The organism is Brevundimonas sp. DC300-4, from assembly GCF_049897365.1.
Lineage (GTDB): Bacteria > Pseudomonadota > Alphaproteobacteria > Caulobacterales > Caulobacteraceae > Brevundimonas.
Genome location: NZ_JAFCWC010000018.1, coordinates 14,161 through 30,961 on the forward strand (window position 1 = coordinate 14,161; position 16,801 = coordinate 30,961).

Genomic DNA, 16,801 nt, shown 5'->3' on the forward strand with positions numbered 1-16,801 from the left:
AGGCGCGGCAGCGTGAGCAAGCCCGTTCTCCGGGGCCACTGGTCGGGTCTCGCCGGGGCCTCTAGAACGGTCCATGATCCGGATTGTCCGGGACGAAGGGGCGGGCTTGGCGGCATCTCGAATCCTGATCGCGGGAGGCGCCGGCTTCATCGGCTCGGCCCTGGCCCGGGATATGATCGCGCATTCGCACGCCCAGGTGCTGGTGTTCGACAGCCTGACCTATGCGACCAGTGCTGCCGCTCTCGATGCGGCGCGGAGCGATCCACGATTTTCCTTCGTGCGGGGCGACATCGCAGATCCGGCCGCCGTGCGAGCTGCGATCCAGTCGTTCTCGCCCGATGTGATCATCAATCTGGCGGCTGAGAGCCACGTCGATCGGTCGATTGATGGGCCGGGGCCGTTTGTGAACAGCAATATCGTCGGGGTCTTCGTGCTGCTGCAGGCGGCGCTGGAGCACTGGCGCGGCCTGGAGGGCGAGGTGGCGCAGGCCTTTCGCTTCCATCAAGTCTCGACCGACGAGGTGTTCGGCTCTCTGGGGCCGACCGGCGCCTTCGACGAGACGACCCGTTACGATCCCCGCTCGCCCTATTCGGCGACGAAGGCGGCTGCGGACCATCTGGTCCGTGCCTGGGGCCACACCTTTGGCCTGCCGGTGGTGGTGACGAACTGTTCAAACAACTACGGCCCGTTCCAGTTTCCGGAGAAGCTGATTCCGCTGATGATCCTGCAGGCGCTCGCGGGAAACAGGCTGCCTGTCTATGGCGACGGGCTGCATGTGCGTGACTGGCTTCATGTGGACGACCACGTCCGGGGCCTGCGCGCCGCGTTCGAGCAGGGCCGCCCGGGGGAGACCTATGTCTTCGGCGGCGGGGCCGAGCGGACCAATATCGAGCTGGTGCGCTCGATCTGCGCGGCGCTGGACCAGCTCGCGCCGCGCGCCGACGGTCGGCAGCATGCGGAGGCGATCGCCCTCGTCGAGGACCGGCCGGGCCATGATCGACGCTACGCGGTCGATCCCTCGCGGGCCCGCGACGACCTGGGCTGGGAGGTCCGGGTCGAGTTCGATCAGGGCATCCGCGAGACCGTAGCCTGGTATCTGAATCATCGCGACTGGTGGGAGGCGCTCGTCGACGAGCGCGACGCTGTGGCGCGGCGAGGGCTGGCGGGTGGCTGAGATCGACATCCTGATCACTGGCGGGCACGGACAGGTGGGGCAGGCCCTGGCGCATGCGTCGTGGCCGGAGGGCGTCCGGCTGCATCGTCCGACGCGAGCGGAACTGGACCTGACGAGCGAAGTGGCGCTGAGTGAGGCTTTCGCCCGCACTCCGTTCGCGGCCGTGATCAACGCCTGCGCCTTCACCGCCGTGGACGCGGCCGAGGCGCAGGCCGGCGACGCCTTCCTGGCCAATGCCTTGATCCCCGCCCGGCTGGCCGATGCGACGCGGCGTGCAGGCCTCCCGCTGGTTCACATCTCGACCGACTGCGTCTTCGACGGGCGGCGGGATCGCCCTTACGCCGAGTATGATGCGACAGCACCGATCAGCGTCTACGGCTCATCCAAGCGGGCTGGCGAACTGGCGGTTCTGTCGGCCAATCCCCGCTCGGCGGTTGTGCGGACGGCCTGGGTCGTCAGCGCGCGCGGCAAGAACTTCATCCGGACCATTGTCGACGGGGCGGTCAGCCGACCGGAGCTGACTGTCGTCGCTGATGTGATCGGCAGTCCGACTTCAGCCGACGACCTGGCCGAGGCATTGGCCACGCTGACGCTGGCCATGATCGCCGACCCCGAGGCGCCGACCGGCGTCTATCACTGCGTCAATGCGGGCGAGGCCAGTTGGGCCGAACTGGCGGTCGAGGCGCTGCGGCTGGCCGGATCGCGCACCACGGTCGTCCCCATACCGGCCGCCGATCGTCCGGCTCCCGCTCCGCGTCCCGTCAATTCGCGCCTGTCCTGCGAACGGCTGGCGAACGACTACGGCGTGACGATGCGCGACTGGCGCGAAGCTGTCGTCGACCTTGTCGACGGACTGCCATCAGAAAAGGCCGCGCCATGAAGGGCATCGTTCTCGCCGGCGGCGCAGGAACGCGACTGCATCCGATGACGGCGGTCACGTCGAAACAGCTGATGCCGGTCTACGACAAGCCGCTGATCTATTATCCGCTGACGACCCTGATGCTGGCCGGGGTGCGCGAGATCCTGATCGTCACCACGCCCCGCGATCTGTCCGCCTTCCAGTCACTGTTGAGCGACGGCAGCCAGTGGGGGCTGTCCTTGAGCTACCTGGTCCAGCCGACCCCGGGCGGCATCGCCCAGGCCTATGTGCTCGGCGCCGACTTCGTGGCCGGCGGACCTTCCGCCCTGGTGCTGGGCGACAATCTATTCCACGGCGACGGCCTGGTCGAGCGGCTGAACAGCGCCGTGCGCGCGGCGGAGGGCGGGGGCGCGACCGTCTTTGCCCATCAGGTCCGCGACCCGGAACGCTATGGCGTGGTGGATTTCGACTCCGCCGGTCGGGCGACCTCGATCGAGGAAAAACCGCCGAAGCCACGCTCCAACTGGGCCGTCACCGGCCTGTATCTCTACGACGCGGAGGTCGTGGAGATCGCCGCCAACCTGAAGCCCTCGTCCCGAGGTGAACTGGAGATCACCGACGTCAATCGCGCCTATCTGGATCGGGGCCGGCTGGCGGTCGAACGGCTGGGGCGGGGCTTCGCCTGGCTGGACACCGGGACGCCCGAGAGCCTGCTGGACGCGGCCCTGTTCGTGCGCACGCTGGAGCAGCGCCAGGGCGTCAAGATCGCCTGCCCTGAGGAGGTCGCCCACCATATGGGCTTCATCGACGAAGCGGGTCTGGAAGCGGCGGTCGCCCGCACGGCGGGGTCGGACTACGGCCGCTACCTGGCCCGCTATCTCGAGTTCGGCCGGATCGGCTGACTACTGTTCCGTACCCGACCGCCACAGGTTCCGGGTCAGGGGCTCGATCAGATAGGACAGGGCGGTGCGCTTGCGCAGCAACACCACGACCTCGACCGGAAAGCCCGGCCGGATCTCGCGGGCTGCACGTCCCAGTCGCTCCATCTCGGCCGGGGGCACGGAAATCTCCGCGCGATAGTGACGGACGCCGCTCTGTTGGTTGGTGAAGGTGTCGGGGGAGAGCCGGGTTATCCGGCCATGGATGATCGGCGGGTCGCGCTCGCGCAGACCGGGGAACTTGACTTCCGTGTCCAGACCGACGCGGACGTTGTCGATGTCGGCTGGATTGATCTCGGCGACGATGATCTGGGACGCGGCGTCGGGCACGACCTCCATCAGCACCTGGCCGGCCTGGATCACCCCGCCCTGGGTGAAGACGGCCAGGCCCACGACCTGGCCGGTCGCCGGGCTGCGGATCCGGCTGCGCTCGATCTGGTCGCGCAATGACGAAAGCCGCGGCTGGGTCTCGTTCAACTGAACCTCGATGGCGCGCAGCTGGTCGGAGACGTCCTCGTTCATGCCGGTGGTGATGGTCAGCATCTGCAGCCGGGTCTCGCCGATCTGCTGCCGGGTGCCGGCGACCTCGGCCCGAAGCGAGCCGAGCTGGCCGTTGAGGCCGGCGGCGTCGCGTTCCAGTGCGCGGACGCGGGTCTGGGGCGCGTAGCCCTGGGCCGCGAGGGAGCGCAGACCTTCCAGCTCCTCGGCGATCAGCCGGCTCTGTTCGATGTTGGATTCGATCTGGCGCTGATAGCCCTGGATCCGCTCCTCCAGCTGGCCGATGCGCTGGCGCAGCACCCCGACCTCGGTCGAACGGCCGGCGCTGCGGGCGCCGTACTGCAGCCGTTGCAGGCGCATGGCCTCGTCGGCCAGGACGCGGTCTTGGGGCGACAGATTGGCGAACTCTGCGGGAACAGGAATGACGGCCAGCTTGTCGCGCTCGGCGATCAGGCGGGCGCGCTGCGCCGCCAGGGCATAGACCTGTCCGGACAGACCCCGCTCGGCGGCGGTCAGCTCTCCCGTCGATAGCTCCATCAGCACCTGGCCCTGCTGGACCTTGTCGCCCTCAGCGACATGCAGGGCGGTGACCGTACCGCCTTCGCGATGCTGGACCGCCTGGCGGTTGCCGGTCACGGCCACCTGGCCGGGTGCGTAGGCGCCCGAATCGAGCGGGGCCATGGCCGCCCAGCCCAGGAACAGCACGAAGAACAGGGCGATGATGACGCCGCCGAGGATCAATTCGCGACGCGGCGACGCGGTCTGGGGCTCGACGTGGCCGGGCTCCGGGGAGGCTGCCGATGCGGGAGACTGGAGGCTCATCCCGCCTTGACCTCGTGCAGGCCGCCGGGACGCGGACCGCGCAGGCGGGCGAGGACGTCTTCCCTCGGCCCTTCGGCCTGAACCATGCCGTCGCGCAGAGCCAGCAGGCGGTCGGCCCGGGCCAGGACGCCCGCGCGGTGGGCAACCAGGACCACGGCGGCTCCGCGGGCGGCGGCGGCCTCGACGGCGGCGATCAAGGCGCTTTCGCCGTCCTGGTCGACGCTGGCGTTCGGCTCGTCCAGCACCAGCAGGACCGGGTCGCCGTAGAGGGCGCGGGCCAGGCCGATGCGTTGGGACTGCCCCGCCGACAGGCCAGACCCCTGAGGTCCCAGAACGGTGTCATAACCATTGGGCAGGCGCTGGATCAGGTCGTGCACGCCGGCCGACTGGGCCGCGCGGACGGCGGCGGCGTCGACCTCGGCCGACGGATCGGCGAAGCGCGAGATGTTCTCCTTGACCGTGCCCGCGAACAGGGTCGGGCTCTGCGGAAGATAGCCGATGTGGCGGGCCAGGCTGTCGGAATCGCGCGCGCCATAGTCCGCGCCGTCCAGTCGGATCGAGCCGGTTTCGGGTGAGAGGGCGCCGGCCATGACCCGGGCGAGGGTCGTCTTGCCCGATCCGCTGGCACCGATGATGCCCAGCACCTGACCCGGTTCGACGCCCACGGTGACATTGCGAAGCTGGGGGGTCTCCGCGCCCGGCAGGCGGACACCGACCCCTTCGACCGAGACCCGGCCTGTCGGGGCGGGCAGGGTGGTGCGCAGCTGGCCGTGGCCGGCGGTCTTGATGAACAGGTCGATCAGGCTCTTCCAGCTGGTCCGGGCCTGGACCAGGCTCGGCCAGGCCCCGACCAGTTGCTCGATCGGCATGACCGCGCGGCTGAGCAGGACCGAGGATGCGATGATCGCACCGGGCGACATCTGTCCCCTGACCACCAGGAAGGCGGCCATGCCGAGGGCCGCCGATTGCAGCGCCAGCCGCACGAATTTGATCGCACCGGAATAACGGCCGCCCGTCAACTGGGCCTCGGCCTGGGCGTCGGTGGCGGTGCGGCGCCCCTCCATCTGGCGAGCGATGATGGCGCGGCGCATGCCCATCGCCTGGACCACCTCGGACTGGCCGGACAAGGCTTCCTGGGCGGCGTAGGCGGCGTTGCCGGCGCGACTGGCGCGGCCCAGACGCGGACGGGTGTCGCGCTCATTCAGCCAGGCCAGGAGCGCCAGCACGATCCCACCGACCAGGGTCAGCACTCCGATGGACGGGTGCAGCAGGAAACAGCAGGCGAGGTAGATCGGCGTCCACGGCGCGTCGAACAGGGCCAGCGCCCCCTGACCTGACACGGCGCCGCGCAGGGCGTCGAAGTCGCGCAGGGCCTGAACGCCCTGGGTCCGCCCGCCCGCCTCGGTCACCCGTGCGAGGATGGTGCCGGCCAGGTCGCGATCCAGCTGGATTCCCGCACGGATCAGGATGCGGGTCCGCAACCAGTCCAGCGCCGCCAGCGACCCGAGCGCCAGGACGGCCACGGCGCTGACCAGCACCAGGGTCGTCAGCCCGGCGGTCGGAACTACCCGGTCGTAGACCTGCATCATGTAAAGGGTGGGGGTCAGGTAGAGCAGATTGACGAGGGCGCTGAACGCCGCAGCCCCGATGAAGTGGACGCGACACTGCCTCAGCGCCGCAAACAGCGGCTCTGAACCGGGACGTTTGCCGAGAAAGGCGTCCAGCACGGGTCGATCGAGCTCCTTGGCCTGCCGCTGCGACCGCGCAATGCCAGTCTGAGCTATAGGGCCTAACGCCCGCACGACAAAGGCGATGCTCCGAGGGGACGAACCTGGTGGACGGGAAGAGCAAAGCGGGCCGACAACCGCGGGCGCGAGCTGGAAGACATGCAGGGCTGTCCCTGGCTAATAGTCCGAAAAACAAAGGGGCGGCGCTCCTCCGCCGTCCCGTTTTCACGATGAGGCAAGACCGATGATCGATACACTGGACCTGTCCCACTGGATCAATGGCGAGAAGGTGAACGCCGACCGGCCAGGCGAAAGCCACAACCCGTCCAACACCAACGAGATCGTCGCCCGCACGCCGAAGGGCGGCGCCGGCGAGGTCGATGCCGCCGTCGCCGCCGCCAAGGCCGCCTTCCCCGGCTGGTCCGAGGCCTCGCCCGAGGTGCGCTCCGACGTGCTGGACCGCGCCTCCAACATCCTGATGGATCGTCGCGAACAGGTCGGCCGGTTGCTGTCTCGCGAGGAGGGCAAGACCCTGCCCGAGGGCATCGGCGAGACGGCCCGGGCTGCGCGCATCCTGAAATATTTCGCCGGTGAGGCTCTGCGTGTTCACGGCCAGAACCTGATGTCGGTGCGGCCGGGTGTGGAGATCCAGACCTATCGCCAGGCCGTCGGGGTGTTCGGTCTGATCACCCCGTGGAACTTCCCCATCGCCATCCCGGCCTGGAAGATCGCGCCCGCTATCGCCTTCGGCAACACGGTCGTGATCAAGCCTGCCGGCCCGACCCCAGCGACGGCCGAGGCCCTGATCGCCATCCTTCATGAGGCCGGCCTGCCCAAGGGCGTGGTCAACATGGTCATCGGCGACGGCGCCGTCGGCCGGGCCATCGTGGCGCACAACGACGTCGACGGCCTCAGCTTCACCGGCTCGCAGACGGTCGGCGCGGGGGTTGGCAAGGGCGCGATGGAGCGTCAGGCGCGTGTCCAGCTCGAGATGGGCGGCAAGAACCCTCTGATCGTGCTCGACGATGCGGATCTGGAGCGCGCCGTGGCCATCGCCCTGGACGGCTCCTTCTTCGCCACGGGCCAGCGCTGCACGGCGTCGAGCCGGTTGATCGTGCAGGACGGAATCCACGACCGATTCGTCGCCGCGCTGGGTGAGAAGGTGCGGGCGCTCAAGGTCGGCGATGCGCTAGATCCCGCAACCCAGATGGGTCCGGCCGTGTCCGAGAGCCAGATGGAAAACTCCTACAGCTATATCGACATCGCCCGCTCGGCGGGTGGGCGGATCGTGACCGGCGGCAACCGGCTGAGCCTCGAAAATCCCGGCTGGTACGTTCAGCCGACTCTGATCGCCGACACGAATGCGACGTCCCGGATCAATAACGAGGAGGTCTTCGGCCCCGTCGCCTCGACCATCCGCGTCAAGGACTACGAAGAGGCGCTGGCCATCGCCAACGGCGTCGAGTTCGGCCTGTCGGCGGGGATCGCCACGACGTCGCTGAAGTACGCGCGCGACTTCCAGCGTCGGGCCAGGGCGGGGATGGTGATGGTCAACCTGGCCACCGCCGGCGTCGATTATCACGTCGGCTTCGGCGGCTCCAAGAAGTCCAGCTATGGCGCGCGTGAACAGGGCTTCGCTGCGGCCGAGTTCTTCACCCAGCATAAGACCGCCTACAGCTGGAGCTGATCGTGACGGGCGAGCCGGAACTAGTGTGGGAGGTCCAGGCCCAGCTCGGGGAGGGACAGGTCCGGTTCGCCCGCGAACGCCGACTGTTGCCCGGCCGGTGTTAACCCAAACGAACAAGGGGCTAGCAGTTTCCTGCTAGCCCCTTGGGAAATTGGTGGTGGACGAAGGACTGGCGATCCTTCTCTCTCGTGGACAGCAGTTTCTTTTAGACCAAGTCCATAGCCACTCCGTGGCGGCCACCGAGGTGGCGTGTGCTCGCGGGAGATTTCCCTGTTCGGGCCCGATAAACAGGGAAATGAGCGAATATTGCCCCACCGGAATATCAGTGGGCGGCTAAATCCGAACGCATTCCATAGCTTACGAGCCGATCCGGCGGCCGAATCCTATCAGGGTGCAGGGAATGCGGCCAGATTCCGCGCGGCCGCCAGACTGCTTTAGAGCCATATGAGCGACTCGAGCCAAATCTAAATAAAACCCTCCGCTCACGCGTGAGGGCTTGGTCGGCTAAGGCTCGGAAGAAGGCGCTGAAAGCTTGGGAAGCTTCCATTTTCGATTACAAAACAGCCGCCTGGATGCAAAATAATTCTGGCGCTTTCCGATGCCCATGGTTCAGCATAGGTAATGCCTGCCGCCTGAACGGCCGAGCCATCCGAGGCCTCAGGCAATCCGTAAATGTCTGAGTCTGACTCTATTTCGGACGTGCAGAAAGGCCGCTTCTGGCGAGAGTGACCGGGCCTAACCGCTCGCGCGGCGGACCATGGCCCCCCGACGTCACGTCGGAGCGGGCATACGACCCAGTGAACCATTCGGCCGACCGGGGGTTGTGTATGCAGCGCCGCGGGCGAAATTAGGAGAAATCGATGCGTTTCACACTGGCCTCAGGCGCGGTTCTTAATCCTGTGCACGCGATCTTGCTCGCCTTCCCGGTGGCACTTTTTCCCGGTGCCTTGGTCACCGACATCACCTATCTCAGGACCGAGGAGATGCAGTGGGCGAATTTCTCCGCTTGGCTGATCTCCGGCGCTCTGGTGTTCAACGGTCTGGTGCTGGCCTGGGCTTTGGTCTCCCTAGTACTAAGGTTTCGCACGGGTCAGAAACTGCGCAGCGCGATCTACGCTGGGATGCTGGCGTTGCTGTTCACTGTCGGTCTGATCAATGCGTTTCAACACAGCCGTGACGCCTGGAGCTCGGTCGGTGGTCTTGGACTGACGCTCTCGATCCTCAGCACCCTCTTCGCCATAGGCGCTGCCATCATCGCCCATACACACGTCTTCAGCCGGGAGGTTGCCCGATGACCCGCCTCATGGTCAGCGCGACCGCCCTCCTGATGGCGCTGTCGGCCTGCAGCCGGAGCGATCCGGACCTGCAAGAGACAGGGACCCGTCCGGACATCCCGCCTCTGCGCGAGACCCTGGTCCCCGCCATGAAAATCTCTCAGCCGACCGCCTGGGGCGATCAGGTGCCCACGGTACCGGAAGGCTTTGTCATCACGGCGATGGCCACCGACCTGCAGATCCCTCGTCAGATGATCGTGCTGCCCAACGGCGACATTCTCGTAGCCGAAGGGCGCGGCGGCAACGCGCCGCCACTGCGTCCCAAGGACGTGATCGCGGGCGTCATCAAGAAGACGGGCAATACCGATGTCGAGAGCGGCAATCGCATCTCGCTGCTGCGTGACGCGGACGGCGACGGCCGCGCGGAGCTGAGGACGGTCTTTATCGACAATCTGAACGCGCCCTACGGCCTCGCCTTCGTAGACGGGACCCTCTACGTCGCCAATCAGGACGCGCTGGTTAGCTTTTCGTATCAGGAGGGACAGACCCGGATTACCGCCGCGCCGCAAGAGCTGACCAAGCTCCCGTCGGCCATCAATCATCACTGGACCAAGTCCCTTACGGCCAGCGCCGACGGCCAGACCCTCTATGTCGGCATCGGTTCGAACAGCAATGCCGGCGAACGCGGGATGGCGGTCGAGGAAGAACGCGCAGTTGTCTGGGCCATCGATCGCCAGACCGGGGCCCACCGGACCGTTGCGCGCGGCATCCGCAATCCCACCGATCTGGCCATCGAGCCAGCCACCGGTGCCCTGTGGGCTGTGGTCAACGAGCGCGACGAGATCGGGCCGCAGGCGGTGCCGGACTATCTGACCTCGGTGCGGGAGGGAGCCTTCTACGGCTGGCCCTACAGCTATTGGGGGCAAAACATCGACCCGCGCCCGCGGCCGCGCAAGCCCGACCTCGTCGCACAGGCGATCGTCCCGGACTATGCCCTGGGATCCCATGTCGCGGCCCTCGGCCTGTCCTTCGTGACCGACGGCGGTTTCGGCGGCGCGTACAGCCAGGGGGCCTTCATCGGCGAACACGGCAGCTGGAACCGGCCCGATCCATCGGGGTACAAGGTCAGCTGGGTGGCGTTCGTGAACGGCCGGCCCACGGGCCATCCCGTCGACTTCGCCACGGGCTTTCTGGGTGCGGACGGCAAGGCGCGCGGTCGGCCCGTCGGCGTGACCTTCGATCCGGCGCGGCGCGTGCTGTTCATCGCCGATGACCTTTCCAACACGGTCTGGCGGGTCGCGCCACGGGGAACGCCGTGATACCAGGCGAGTCAGTCGACAACCCGGTCTCGACGCTCGGACGGTAGGGGCGGACGATGGACGTGACCTATTGCGGACCCCCGCCCTTGCCGGGCGGGCTCGCGTCCAGCTTCAACCTGGATCCGGTCTTGCTGATCGCGCTCCTGGCCATGGCCGTCGTGCTTCGGCACCAGAAGACGGGACTGGTCGCGGTCGGGGTGCTCGCCATCGCTCTGGTGTCGCCCCTTTGTGCCCTGTCGTCGGCGCTGTTCTCCGCGCGGGTGGTTCATCACATCCTGCTTGTCGCCGTTGCGGCTCCGCTTCTCGCGGCTGCGCTGCCGGCGCGACGGGTTACGGGGATTGCTCTGCCGTTCGTAGCTTCAACAGCGGTGCTCTGGGCATGGCACCTTCCCCAGGCCTATGACGCCGCCCTGGCCAATGTCGCCATGTACTGGGTTATGCAGCTGTCGCTGTTGGCCAGCGCGGTGCTGTTCTGGCGCGCGGTGCTGGCCCAGGGTCGCTCGCCCGTGGACCGGTTGGCCTTCGTGGTCGCCGCCTTTGCCCAGATGGGGCTGCTCGGCGCCCTGCTGACCTTCGCGCCTGCTCCGCTTTACGCCGCCCACGCTTTCGCGCCCCTGGCCTGGGGGCTGACCCCGCTGCAGGATCAGGCCCTGGGCGGGGTCATCATGTGGGTTCCGGCGGGCATCCCCTATGCGATCGCGGCGGTGTGGATCGCGCGACGGAGCTGGACCCAGCTGAAGGCCGTCGGCGCATGATCGACTGGCTGGTGCCCGCCGTTCCGCTGTTCAAGGCGGCCCACATCATCGGTCTGGTCGTCTGGTGCGGAGGGCTGCTGGCCCTGCCGCTGATGCTGACGCGCCACGACCCGGCGATCTCGGTGCAGGACTACCGCACCATCCGCACCGCCTCGCATCTGACCTACACCCTGTTCGTGACCCCGGCCGCCGTCATCGCGGTGATCGCCGGCACCTGGCTGATCTTCATGCGCGAGGTCTATGTGCCGTGGATGTTCGCCAAACTGGCCTTCGTGGCCGCTCTGGTCATGGCCCACGGCTGGATCGGCCACATCGTGGCGAAGATCGGCGAGGAGCCGAGCGAGCACAGGCCGCCCCCGGCCTGGCTACCCATCGCCCTGGTGCTGGGGCCCATGCTGGTCATCCTGACGTTGGTGCTGGCCAAGCCGGTTCTGGACTGGGTCGCCTTCCCGGAGTGGCTGGTCGAGCCCAGGGGCGGTCAGCTCTTGTTCGATACGCCCAGCCGATAGTCGAAGACCAGTTTGCCGCCATGCCAGCCCGTCACCGCCACCACGCCGACACACAGCGCCGACAGCAGGATCCCGTACGGCAGGACCGCGGCCTCATAGCCGTAGAGGCGATGCCCCCAGTTGGCGCCGAGCAAGGCCAGCAAGGTCACGGCGATGATGAAATGCGTCCACGCAGGCGCGCGGGCGCGGATGCCCGACACCAACAGCAGCTCGGCCGTGCCCGAGAAGCCGGCCAGCATGCCGAACAGGAAGCCGGTGCCGGCGGACCACAAGGCGGCCCGGGCCCAGAACGCGTCGCCCGTCCACCAGTACAGGGCGTCGGCCCCGAACGTGCAGAAGGTCAGGGCGACCGGAAAGGCGACACTCATCGCATGGATCGGGTGACCAAAGACGGCGACCCGCGACTCGGTGACCGAAAAGCCCGCGGTGGCGGCGATCGGGTCGATCAGGGCGTCAGCTTCTTGTTCGATCTTGTCGGTCACGGGTCGTCCTTGCGGCCTTCGATGCTCGTCCTGACAACGGCACTGATGCCGGCGGGTTGCGAGGGGGCCCTGTCCACGGTCGACCCGGCCGGGCCGGCGGCCCGCACCATCGCCCAGATCTGGTGGGTGATGCTGGCCGGAGCCGTCGCCATCTTCGCCCTCGTCATGGTGCTGGTGGCCCTCGCCTTCGTCCGCAAACGCCGGCCGGTCGACGAGACGCGGCACGAGCGGCTGTGGGTCATAAAGCTGGGCATCGCCTTCCCCGCTGTCGTGCTGCTGGCGCTCCTGGCCTATGGGCTGATCGCGGGCGAATCCCTGCTGCCCCGACAGGGCCCCGACGTCGTCAACGTCAGCGCAGAGGCGCGCCGCTCGCAGTGGACCTTCGCCTACGGCGACGCGCCGGGGCGGATCACCGAGCACGTCCTGCACATCCCCGCCGGGCGGCCCGTCGATGTCTCCATCACCTCGACCGACGTGATCCACAGCTTCTGGGTTCCGCGCCTCGCCGGCAAGCTCGACGCCATTCCCGGCCACGTGAACGTCCTGCGCATCGAGGCCGACGCGCCGGGCACCTATGCCGGGCGCAGTGCCGAGTTCAGCGGCGTCGGCTACGACCAGTTCGCCTTCACCGTGGTCGCCCACGACCCCTCTGACTGGGAGCGCTTCGTCGGAGGCGGCACGCCATGAACACGCTCCAGCGCCACCGCAAACTGTCCGAAATCTGGGCGTCCGAGCCGGGCCCGCGCGGCCTGATCTCGACCGTCAACCACACGGATCTGGGCCGGATGTTCCTGGCCGTGTCCTTCTTCTTCTTCCTGGTCGGCGGCGTGCTGGCCATGCTGATCCGGGCCCAGCTGGCGACGCCGCAATCGGCCTTCGCCGGGCCGGAGATCTACAACCAGATCTTCACCATGCACGGGACCATCATGATGTTCCTGTTCGCCATCCCGACGTTCGAGGGGCTGGCGATGTACCTTCTGCCCAAGATGCTGGGCACCCGCGATCTCGCCTTTCCCCGGCTCTCGGCCTACGGCTTCTGGTGCTATGTTTTCGGTGGCACGATGATGCTGGTGTCGATGGTGCTGGGCATCGCGCCTGACGGCGGGTGGTTCATGTATCCGCCCCTGACCGGGGCGATCTATTCGCCCGGGATCAACACCGACTTCTGGCTGATCGGGATCACCTTCGTCGAAATCTCGGCCATTGCGGCGGCTGTCGAGATCACCGTCTCGATCCTCAAATACCGCGCCCCCGGCATGTCGCTGGACAAGATGCCGATCTTCGCCTGGTACGCCCTGGTCACCGCCCTGATGATCCTGACCGGCTTCCCGCCCCTGATCCTGGGGTCGATCCTGCTGGAGCTGGAACGGGCCTTCGGTCTGCCCTTCTTCCAGGCCGAGTTCGGCGGCGACAGCCTGTTGTGGCAGCACCTGTTTTGGCTGTTCGGACACCCCGAGGTCTACATCATCTTCCTGCCGGCGGCGGGGGTGATCTCGACCATCCTGCCGGTCATGTGTCGAACGACCCTGTTGGGCTACGGCTGGATCGTGGCCTCGGCGACGGGGCTGGCCTTCCTGTCGTTCGGCATCTGGGTCCACCACATGTTCACGACGGGAATCCCGCACATGGGGCTGGCCTTCTTCTCGGCGGCCTCGACCCTGGTGGCGGTGCCGACGGGGGTCCAGCTGTTCGCCTGGATCGGTACCATGTGGAAGGGCAGGCCCAGCCTGCGCATGCCGATGCTGCATCTGCTCGGCTTCTTCTTCACCTTCGTCATCGGCGGACTGACCGGGGTCATGGTCGCGGTGGTGCCGTTCGACTGGCAGGCGCACGACACCGCCTTCGTGACGGCCCATCTGCACTATGTCCTGTTCGGCGGCTTCGTCTTTCCGATCATGGCCGGGCTCTATTACTGGATGCCGCACGTCAGCGGACGCGCGCGGTTCTTCCGGCTGGGCGAGCTGGCCTTCGCCCTGGTGTTCATCGGCTTCCACGTGACCTTCATGGCCATGCACTGGGTCGGTCTGATGGGGCAGCGGCGGCGCATCTCGACCTATCTGCCCGAGGACGGCTGGACGACCATCAATCTGATCTCCTCGATCGGCAGTTTCGTGCTGGCCATCGGCATCGCCATGGTGATCGTCGACCTGGTGCTGCACGCCTTCACCGCGCGCCGCAGCCGCCGCGATCCGTGGCAGGCCGGGACGCTGGAGTGGGCGATGATGACGCCGCCGCCGGCCTATAATTTCGCCAGCCTGCCGCACGTGAACAGTCGCCAGCCGCTGGCCGAGGATCGCGAACTGCCGATCCGCCTGGCGCGTGGGGAGGGCTATCTGTCCGAACCCGAACAGGGCTGGCGCGAAAGCCTGACCGTCGAGATCGCGACCGGCAAGCCGGACTTCCACATCATCTATCCGACCAATAGCCGCCTGCCGATCGTGATGGCGGCGGTGACGGGGGTGTTCTTCGTCTCCCTGCTGCTGAAATTCTACTGGACGGTGCCGCTGGCGGTGGTCGGGGTGACGATCCTTGCCTGGCGCTGGGCCTGGTCGCTGGGGCGAAAGACCGATCTGCCGCCGCGTGCCATCGGCCGGGGGCTGGACCTGCTCAACGCCACCCAGGTCGGGCGTTCGCCCAGCTGGTGGGGCTCGGTCTTTCTGCTGACGGCCAATGCGACCTTCTTCGGCTCGCTGCTGTTCGGCTTCGCCTTCCTGTGGACCGTAGCCCCGGCTTGGCCGCCACCGGCCTGGTTCGGTGCCTCGCTGCTTGAGTTGGCACTCGGCGTCATGGGTGCCGGCCTCGCCGTGGTGTCGATCCGCCGGGCCGCAGGGGCCAATGCCCACGGCGGAGACCCCCGCATCTGGCTGGGTCTCGCTTTCTTGGGGGGCCTGCTCGTCGCGGCTGCGGCGCTTGGCATCGTGATCCGCGCCCCGACGCCTGCAGACCACGCCTATGGTGCGACGCTGCTGGTGCTGGGCGGCTATGCGCTGTTCCACGCCGCCCTGGTGGCCCTGATGGTGGCGTTTCTGGCCGCGCGCGTGGTCCGGGGCTTCACGTCGCCCCGCCGCCATGCTGAGTTCCCGGTCGTGACCCTGTGGATCGACTACCTCGCCGCCACCGCAATACTGATCCTGGCGGTTGCCCATCTTCCGGGGATGCTGTCGTGAAGGACATCATCCGGATCCTGATCGCCCCCCTGGTTTGGCTGGCCAGCTTCAGCGCGGTATATGGCCTGCACGGCTTGATCTGCGGGCACGGCATCGACGGTATGGTGTTTGGTCTGCTCTCGCTCCCGCGGGCCCTGATGGCGCTCGCCTATGGGCTCGCCGTGTTGATCCAGGTGGGGCTGGTCTGGGGTCTTCAGGCCGAGCGTTTCAGTTCGTCCTCGCCGTTCGTGCGTTTCGTCAGCCGCGCGACGGGGTGGGTCGGCCTGGTCGCCGTCGTGTGGAGCCTCCTGCCCACAGTGACCACAACCTATTGTCTTTGAGATTCGGCGCCGTTTCCAAGAATCCCGCAGGACCCGTGCGGCGGTTCCGCTCGTCGATATGACTCGTGAGAGCGCCGGCGGATCGCCCTCGGTTCTGATCCACCTGGTAACGGTCCTGACCGAGGTGGCCGGGGTCGAAACCGTTCCGGAGCGGCTCGATGCGCTGCATCGACACTTCCGGAGCGCCGGTGCTGTCAGGCCAACGCTAAAACGTCCTCACTTGGGGCGGCCTAAACCGCTGACACGGATGATGTTTCGTGAAGCCGATTTCATTCAAGCGCCACTGGCTTCCGGCGGCCGTCATCCGCCATGCCGTCTGGCTGTACTTTCGCTTCAGCCTTAGTTTTCGTGACGTCGAGGAGCTCCTGGCGCAGCGCGGGATCGACGTCAGCTATGGGACGGTCCGGTGCTGGACCATCAAGTTCGGCCCCTTGATCGCCCGGCGGCTGAAGAAGCGGCGAGGGGCCCCGTCGCCGCGCTGGCACCTGGACGAGATGGTCTGCTGGATCGGCGGCAAGCGGATGTATCTGTGGCGCGCAGTGGACGATGAAGGCGAGGTCCTGGACCTCGTGGTCCAGCGCCGGCGGGACACTTAGGCGGCGTTGAGGCTTCTCCGAAGTCTGCTACACAGCCAGCCGGTGGAGCCCCAGACGATCACGACCGACGGCCTGGCCTCATACAGCGCGGCTCTGGATCAGTTGGAACTGAGGTATCTTCATCGACCCGGTTGGCTTCGGGAGAACAATCGGATCGAGAACTCACACCTTCCGATCCGACGACGAGAACGGCAGCAGCAGCGGTTCAAATCTCAAGCATCAGCGTAGAAATTCCTCACCACCCACGCGGCGATCTACAACACCTTCAACATCCAGCGGCATCTGATCAGCAGACCCGCCCTTCGCCGCTTCCGCGCCGATGCGGACGCCGCATGGGCGGTGGCCGTTGCCTGAATGGCGGCGGGGTAGGGCGACTTTCGAGTTGTCGAAGTTGCCCTGACAGCGCCTCTGCATTGTTGATCGGCGTTGAAGGCGGGACCCCACCCGATATGAAACAACATATTGAATGAGCTCAATATTTCGGGGCGAGACGGGGTCCCGACAGACGCCTGTCAGCATGCGCGCCAACGTATTGTTATATAGCCAATTCAACCACCTAGTGGATTGATTCCATCACTTGGTGCCCGCGGTTAGCGGCGGCGATGATTTTGTCTGGATCGGCGGTCCAGACGAAGGGTTTGGGCTGCTGATTGTGATCGACGACGAAGCGGTTG

The 16,801-nt window shown here is 67.0% G+C and carries 14 protein-coding genes and 2 pseudogenes; 12 read left to right on the forward strand and 4 right to left on the reverse strand.

The genetic code is table 11. From position 1 onward, the window contains the following. Positions 1-73 precede the first annotated feature (73 nt). From rfbB to rfbA, 3 genes are read left to right on the forward strand one after another with little or no spacing between them, the layout of a single operon-like run. On the forward strand, positions 74-1,174 hold the full coding sequence (rfbB, locus tag ACP7AZ_RS16700) for a dTDP-glucose 4,6-dehydratase (protein WP_426039777.1): 1,101 nt from the start codon (positions 74-76) through the stop codon (positions 1,172-1,174). Further along, entirely contained in the window at positions 1,167-2,054 is an 888-nt protein-coding gene (gene rfbD, locus ACP7AZ_RS16705; RefSeq protein ID WP_426039779.1) for a dTDP-4-dehydrorhamnose reductase, read from the forward strand. Before rfbB ends, rfbD begins: the two co-directional genes overlap by 8 nt. After that, entirely contained in the window at positions 2,051-2,935 is an 885-nt protein-coding gene (gene rfbA, locus ACP7AZ_RS16710) for a glucose-1-phosphate thymidylyltransferase RfbA (RefSeq protein WP_426039781.1), read from the forward strand. The genes rfbD and rfbA overlap by 4 nt, the downstream gene beginning before the upstream one ends. On the opposite strand, the gene ACP7AZ_RS16715 is transcribed toward rfbA, so the two are convergent. Next, on the reverse strand, positions 2,936-4,291 hold the full coding sequence (locus tag ACP7AZ_RS16715; RefSeq protein ID WP_426039783.1) for an HlyD family type I secretion periplasmic adaptor subunit: 1,356 nt from the start codon (positions 4,289-4,291) through the stop codon (positions 2,936-2,938). Next, on the reverse strand, positions 4,288-6,018 hold the full coding sequence (locus ACP7AZ_RS16720; protein WP_426039785.1) for a type I secretion system permease/ATPase: 1,731 nt from the start codon (positions 6,016-6,018) through the stop codon (positions 4,288-4,290). Before ACP7AZ_RS16720 ends, ACP7AZ_RS16715 begins: the two co-directional genes overlap by 4 nt. Before the next feature lie 244 nt (positions 6,019-6,262). Here ACP7AZ_RS16720 and ACP7AZ_RS16725 point away from each other — a divergent pair, with 244 nt between their 5' ends. The 5 genes from ACP7AZ_RS16725 to ACP7AZ_RS16745 all read left to right on the forward strand — a co-directional run bounded on the left by ACP7AZ_RS16725 (position 6,263) and on the right by ACP7AZ_RS16745 (position 11,562). After that, a complete protein-coding gene (locus tag ACP7AZ_RS16725; RefSeq protein WP_426039787.1) occupies positions 6,263-7,705 on the forward strand; it encodes an aldehyde dehydrogenase family protein in 1,443 nt (480 codons plus the stop codon). A gap of 860 nt (positions 7,706-8,565) precedes the next feature. Next, positions 8,566-9,000 carry a DUF2231 domain-containing protein gene (locus tag ACP7AZ_RS16730; protein WP_426039789.1) on the forward strand — a complete coding sequence of 145 codons (435 nt, stop codon included), beginning with the start codon at positions 8,566-8,568 and terminating at the stop codon, positions 8,998-9,000. Continuing rightward, positions 8,997-10,298, forward strand: coding sequence for a PQQ-dependent sugar dehydrogenase (locus ACP7AZ_RS16735; protein WP_426039791.1), 1,302 nt, complete (start codon positions 8,997-8,999; stop codon positions 10,296-10,298). The genes ACP7AZ_RS16730 and ACP7AZ_RS16735 overlap by 4 nt, the downstream gene beginning before the upstream one ends. A 56-nt stretch (positions 10,299-10,354) precedes the next feature. After that, the gene (locus tag ACP7AZ_RS16740) at positions 10,355-11,053 is read left to right on the forward strand and encodes a cytochrome c oxidase assembly protein (RefSeq protein WP_426039793.1); all 699 of its coding nucleotides are present in this window, start codon (positions 10,355-10,357) and stop codon (positions 11,051-11,053) included. After that, positions 11,050-11,562, forward strand: a complete 513-nt coding sequence (locus ACP7AZ_RS16745; protein WP_426039795.1) for a CopD family protein — start codon at positions 11,050-11,052, stop codon at positions 11,560-11,562. Before ACP7AZ_RS16740 ends, ACP7AZ_RS16745 begins: the two co-directional genes overlap by 4 nt. Here ACP7AZ_RS16745 and ACP7AZ_RS16750 read toward each other — a convergent pair. After that, entirely contained in the window at positions 11,532-12,044 is a 513-nt protein-coding gene (locus tag ACP7AZ_RS16750; RefSeq protein WP_426039796.1) for a DUF2231 domain-containing protein, read from the reverse strand. The two genes, ACP7AZ_RS16745 and ACP7AZ_RS16750, sit on opposite strands and share 31 nt — an antisense overlap. A 21-nt stretch (positions 12,045-12,065) precedes the next feature. Between ACP7AZ_RS16750 and ACP7AZ_RS16755 the strand changes: the two genes are divergently transcribed. The 4 genes and pseudogenes from ACP7AZ_RS16755 to ACP7AZ_RS16770 all read left to right on the forward strand — a co-directional run bounded on the left by ACP7AZ_RS16755 (position 12,066) and on the right by ACP7AZ_RS16770 (position 16,481). Then, positions 12,066-12,731, forward strand: coding sequence for a cytochrome c oxidase subunit II (locus ACP7AZ_RS16755; RefSeq protein ID WP_426039797.1), 666 nt, complete (start codon positions 12,066-12,068; stop codon positions 12,729-12,731). Continuing rightward, the gene (ctaD, locus tag ACP7AZ_RS16760) at positions 12,728-15,211 is read left to right on the forward strand and encodes a cytochrome c oxidase subunit I (protein ID WP_426039798.1); all 2,484 of its coding nucleotides are present in this window, start codon (positions 12,728-12,730) and stop codon (positions 15,209-15,211) included. The genes ACP7AZ_RS16755 and ctaD overlap by 4 nt, the downstream gene beginning before the upstream one ends. Continuing rightward, complete coding sequence (locus ACP7AZ_RS16765; protein ID WP_426039799.1) at positions 15,208-15,531, forward strand: hypothetical protein; 324 nt, start codon at positions 15,208-15,210, stop codon at positions 15,529-15,531. The genes ctaD and ACP7AZ_RS16765 overlap by 4 nt, the downstream gene beginning before the upstream one ends. 257 nt (positions 15,532-15,788) lie before the next feature. Then, positions 15,789-16,481: pseudogene (locus tag ACP7AZ_RS16770) on the forward strand (IS6 family transposase). Between the two features lie 202 nt (positions 16,482-16,683). On the opposite strand, the pseudogene ACP7AZ_RS16775 reads toward ACP7AZ_RS16770, so the two are convergent. Then, positions 16,684-16,801 (reverse strand): annotated as a pseudogene (locus tag ACP7AZ_RS16775) (IS630 family transposase); the annotation flags it as partial.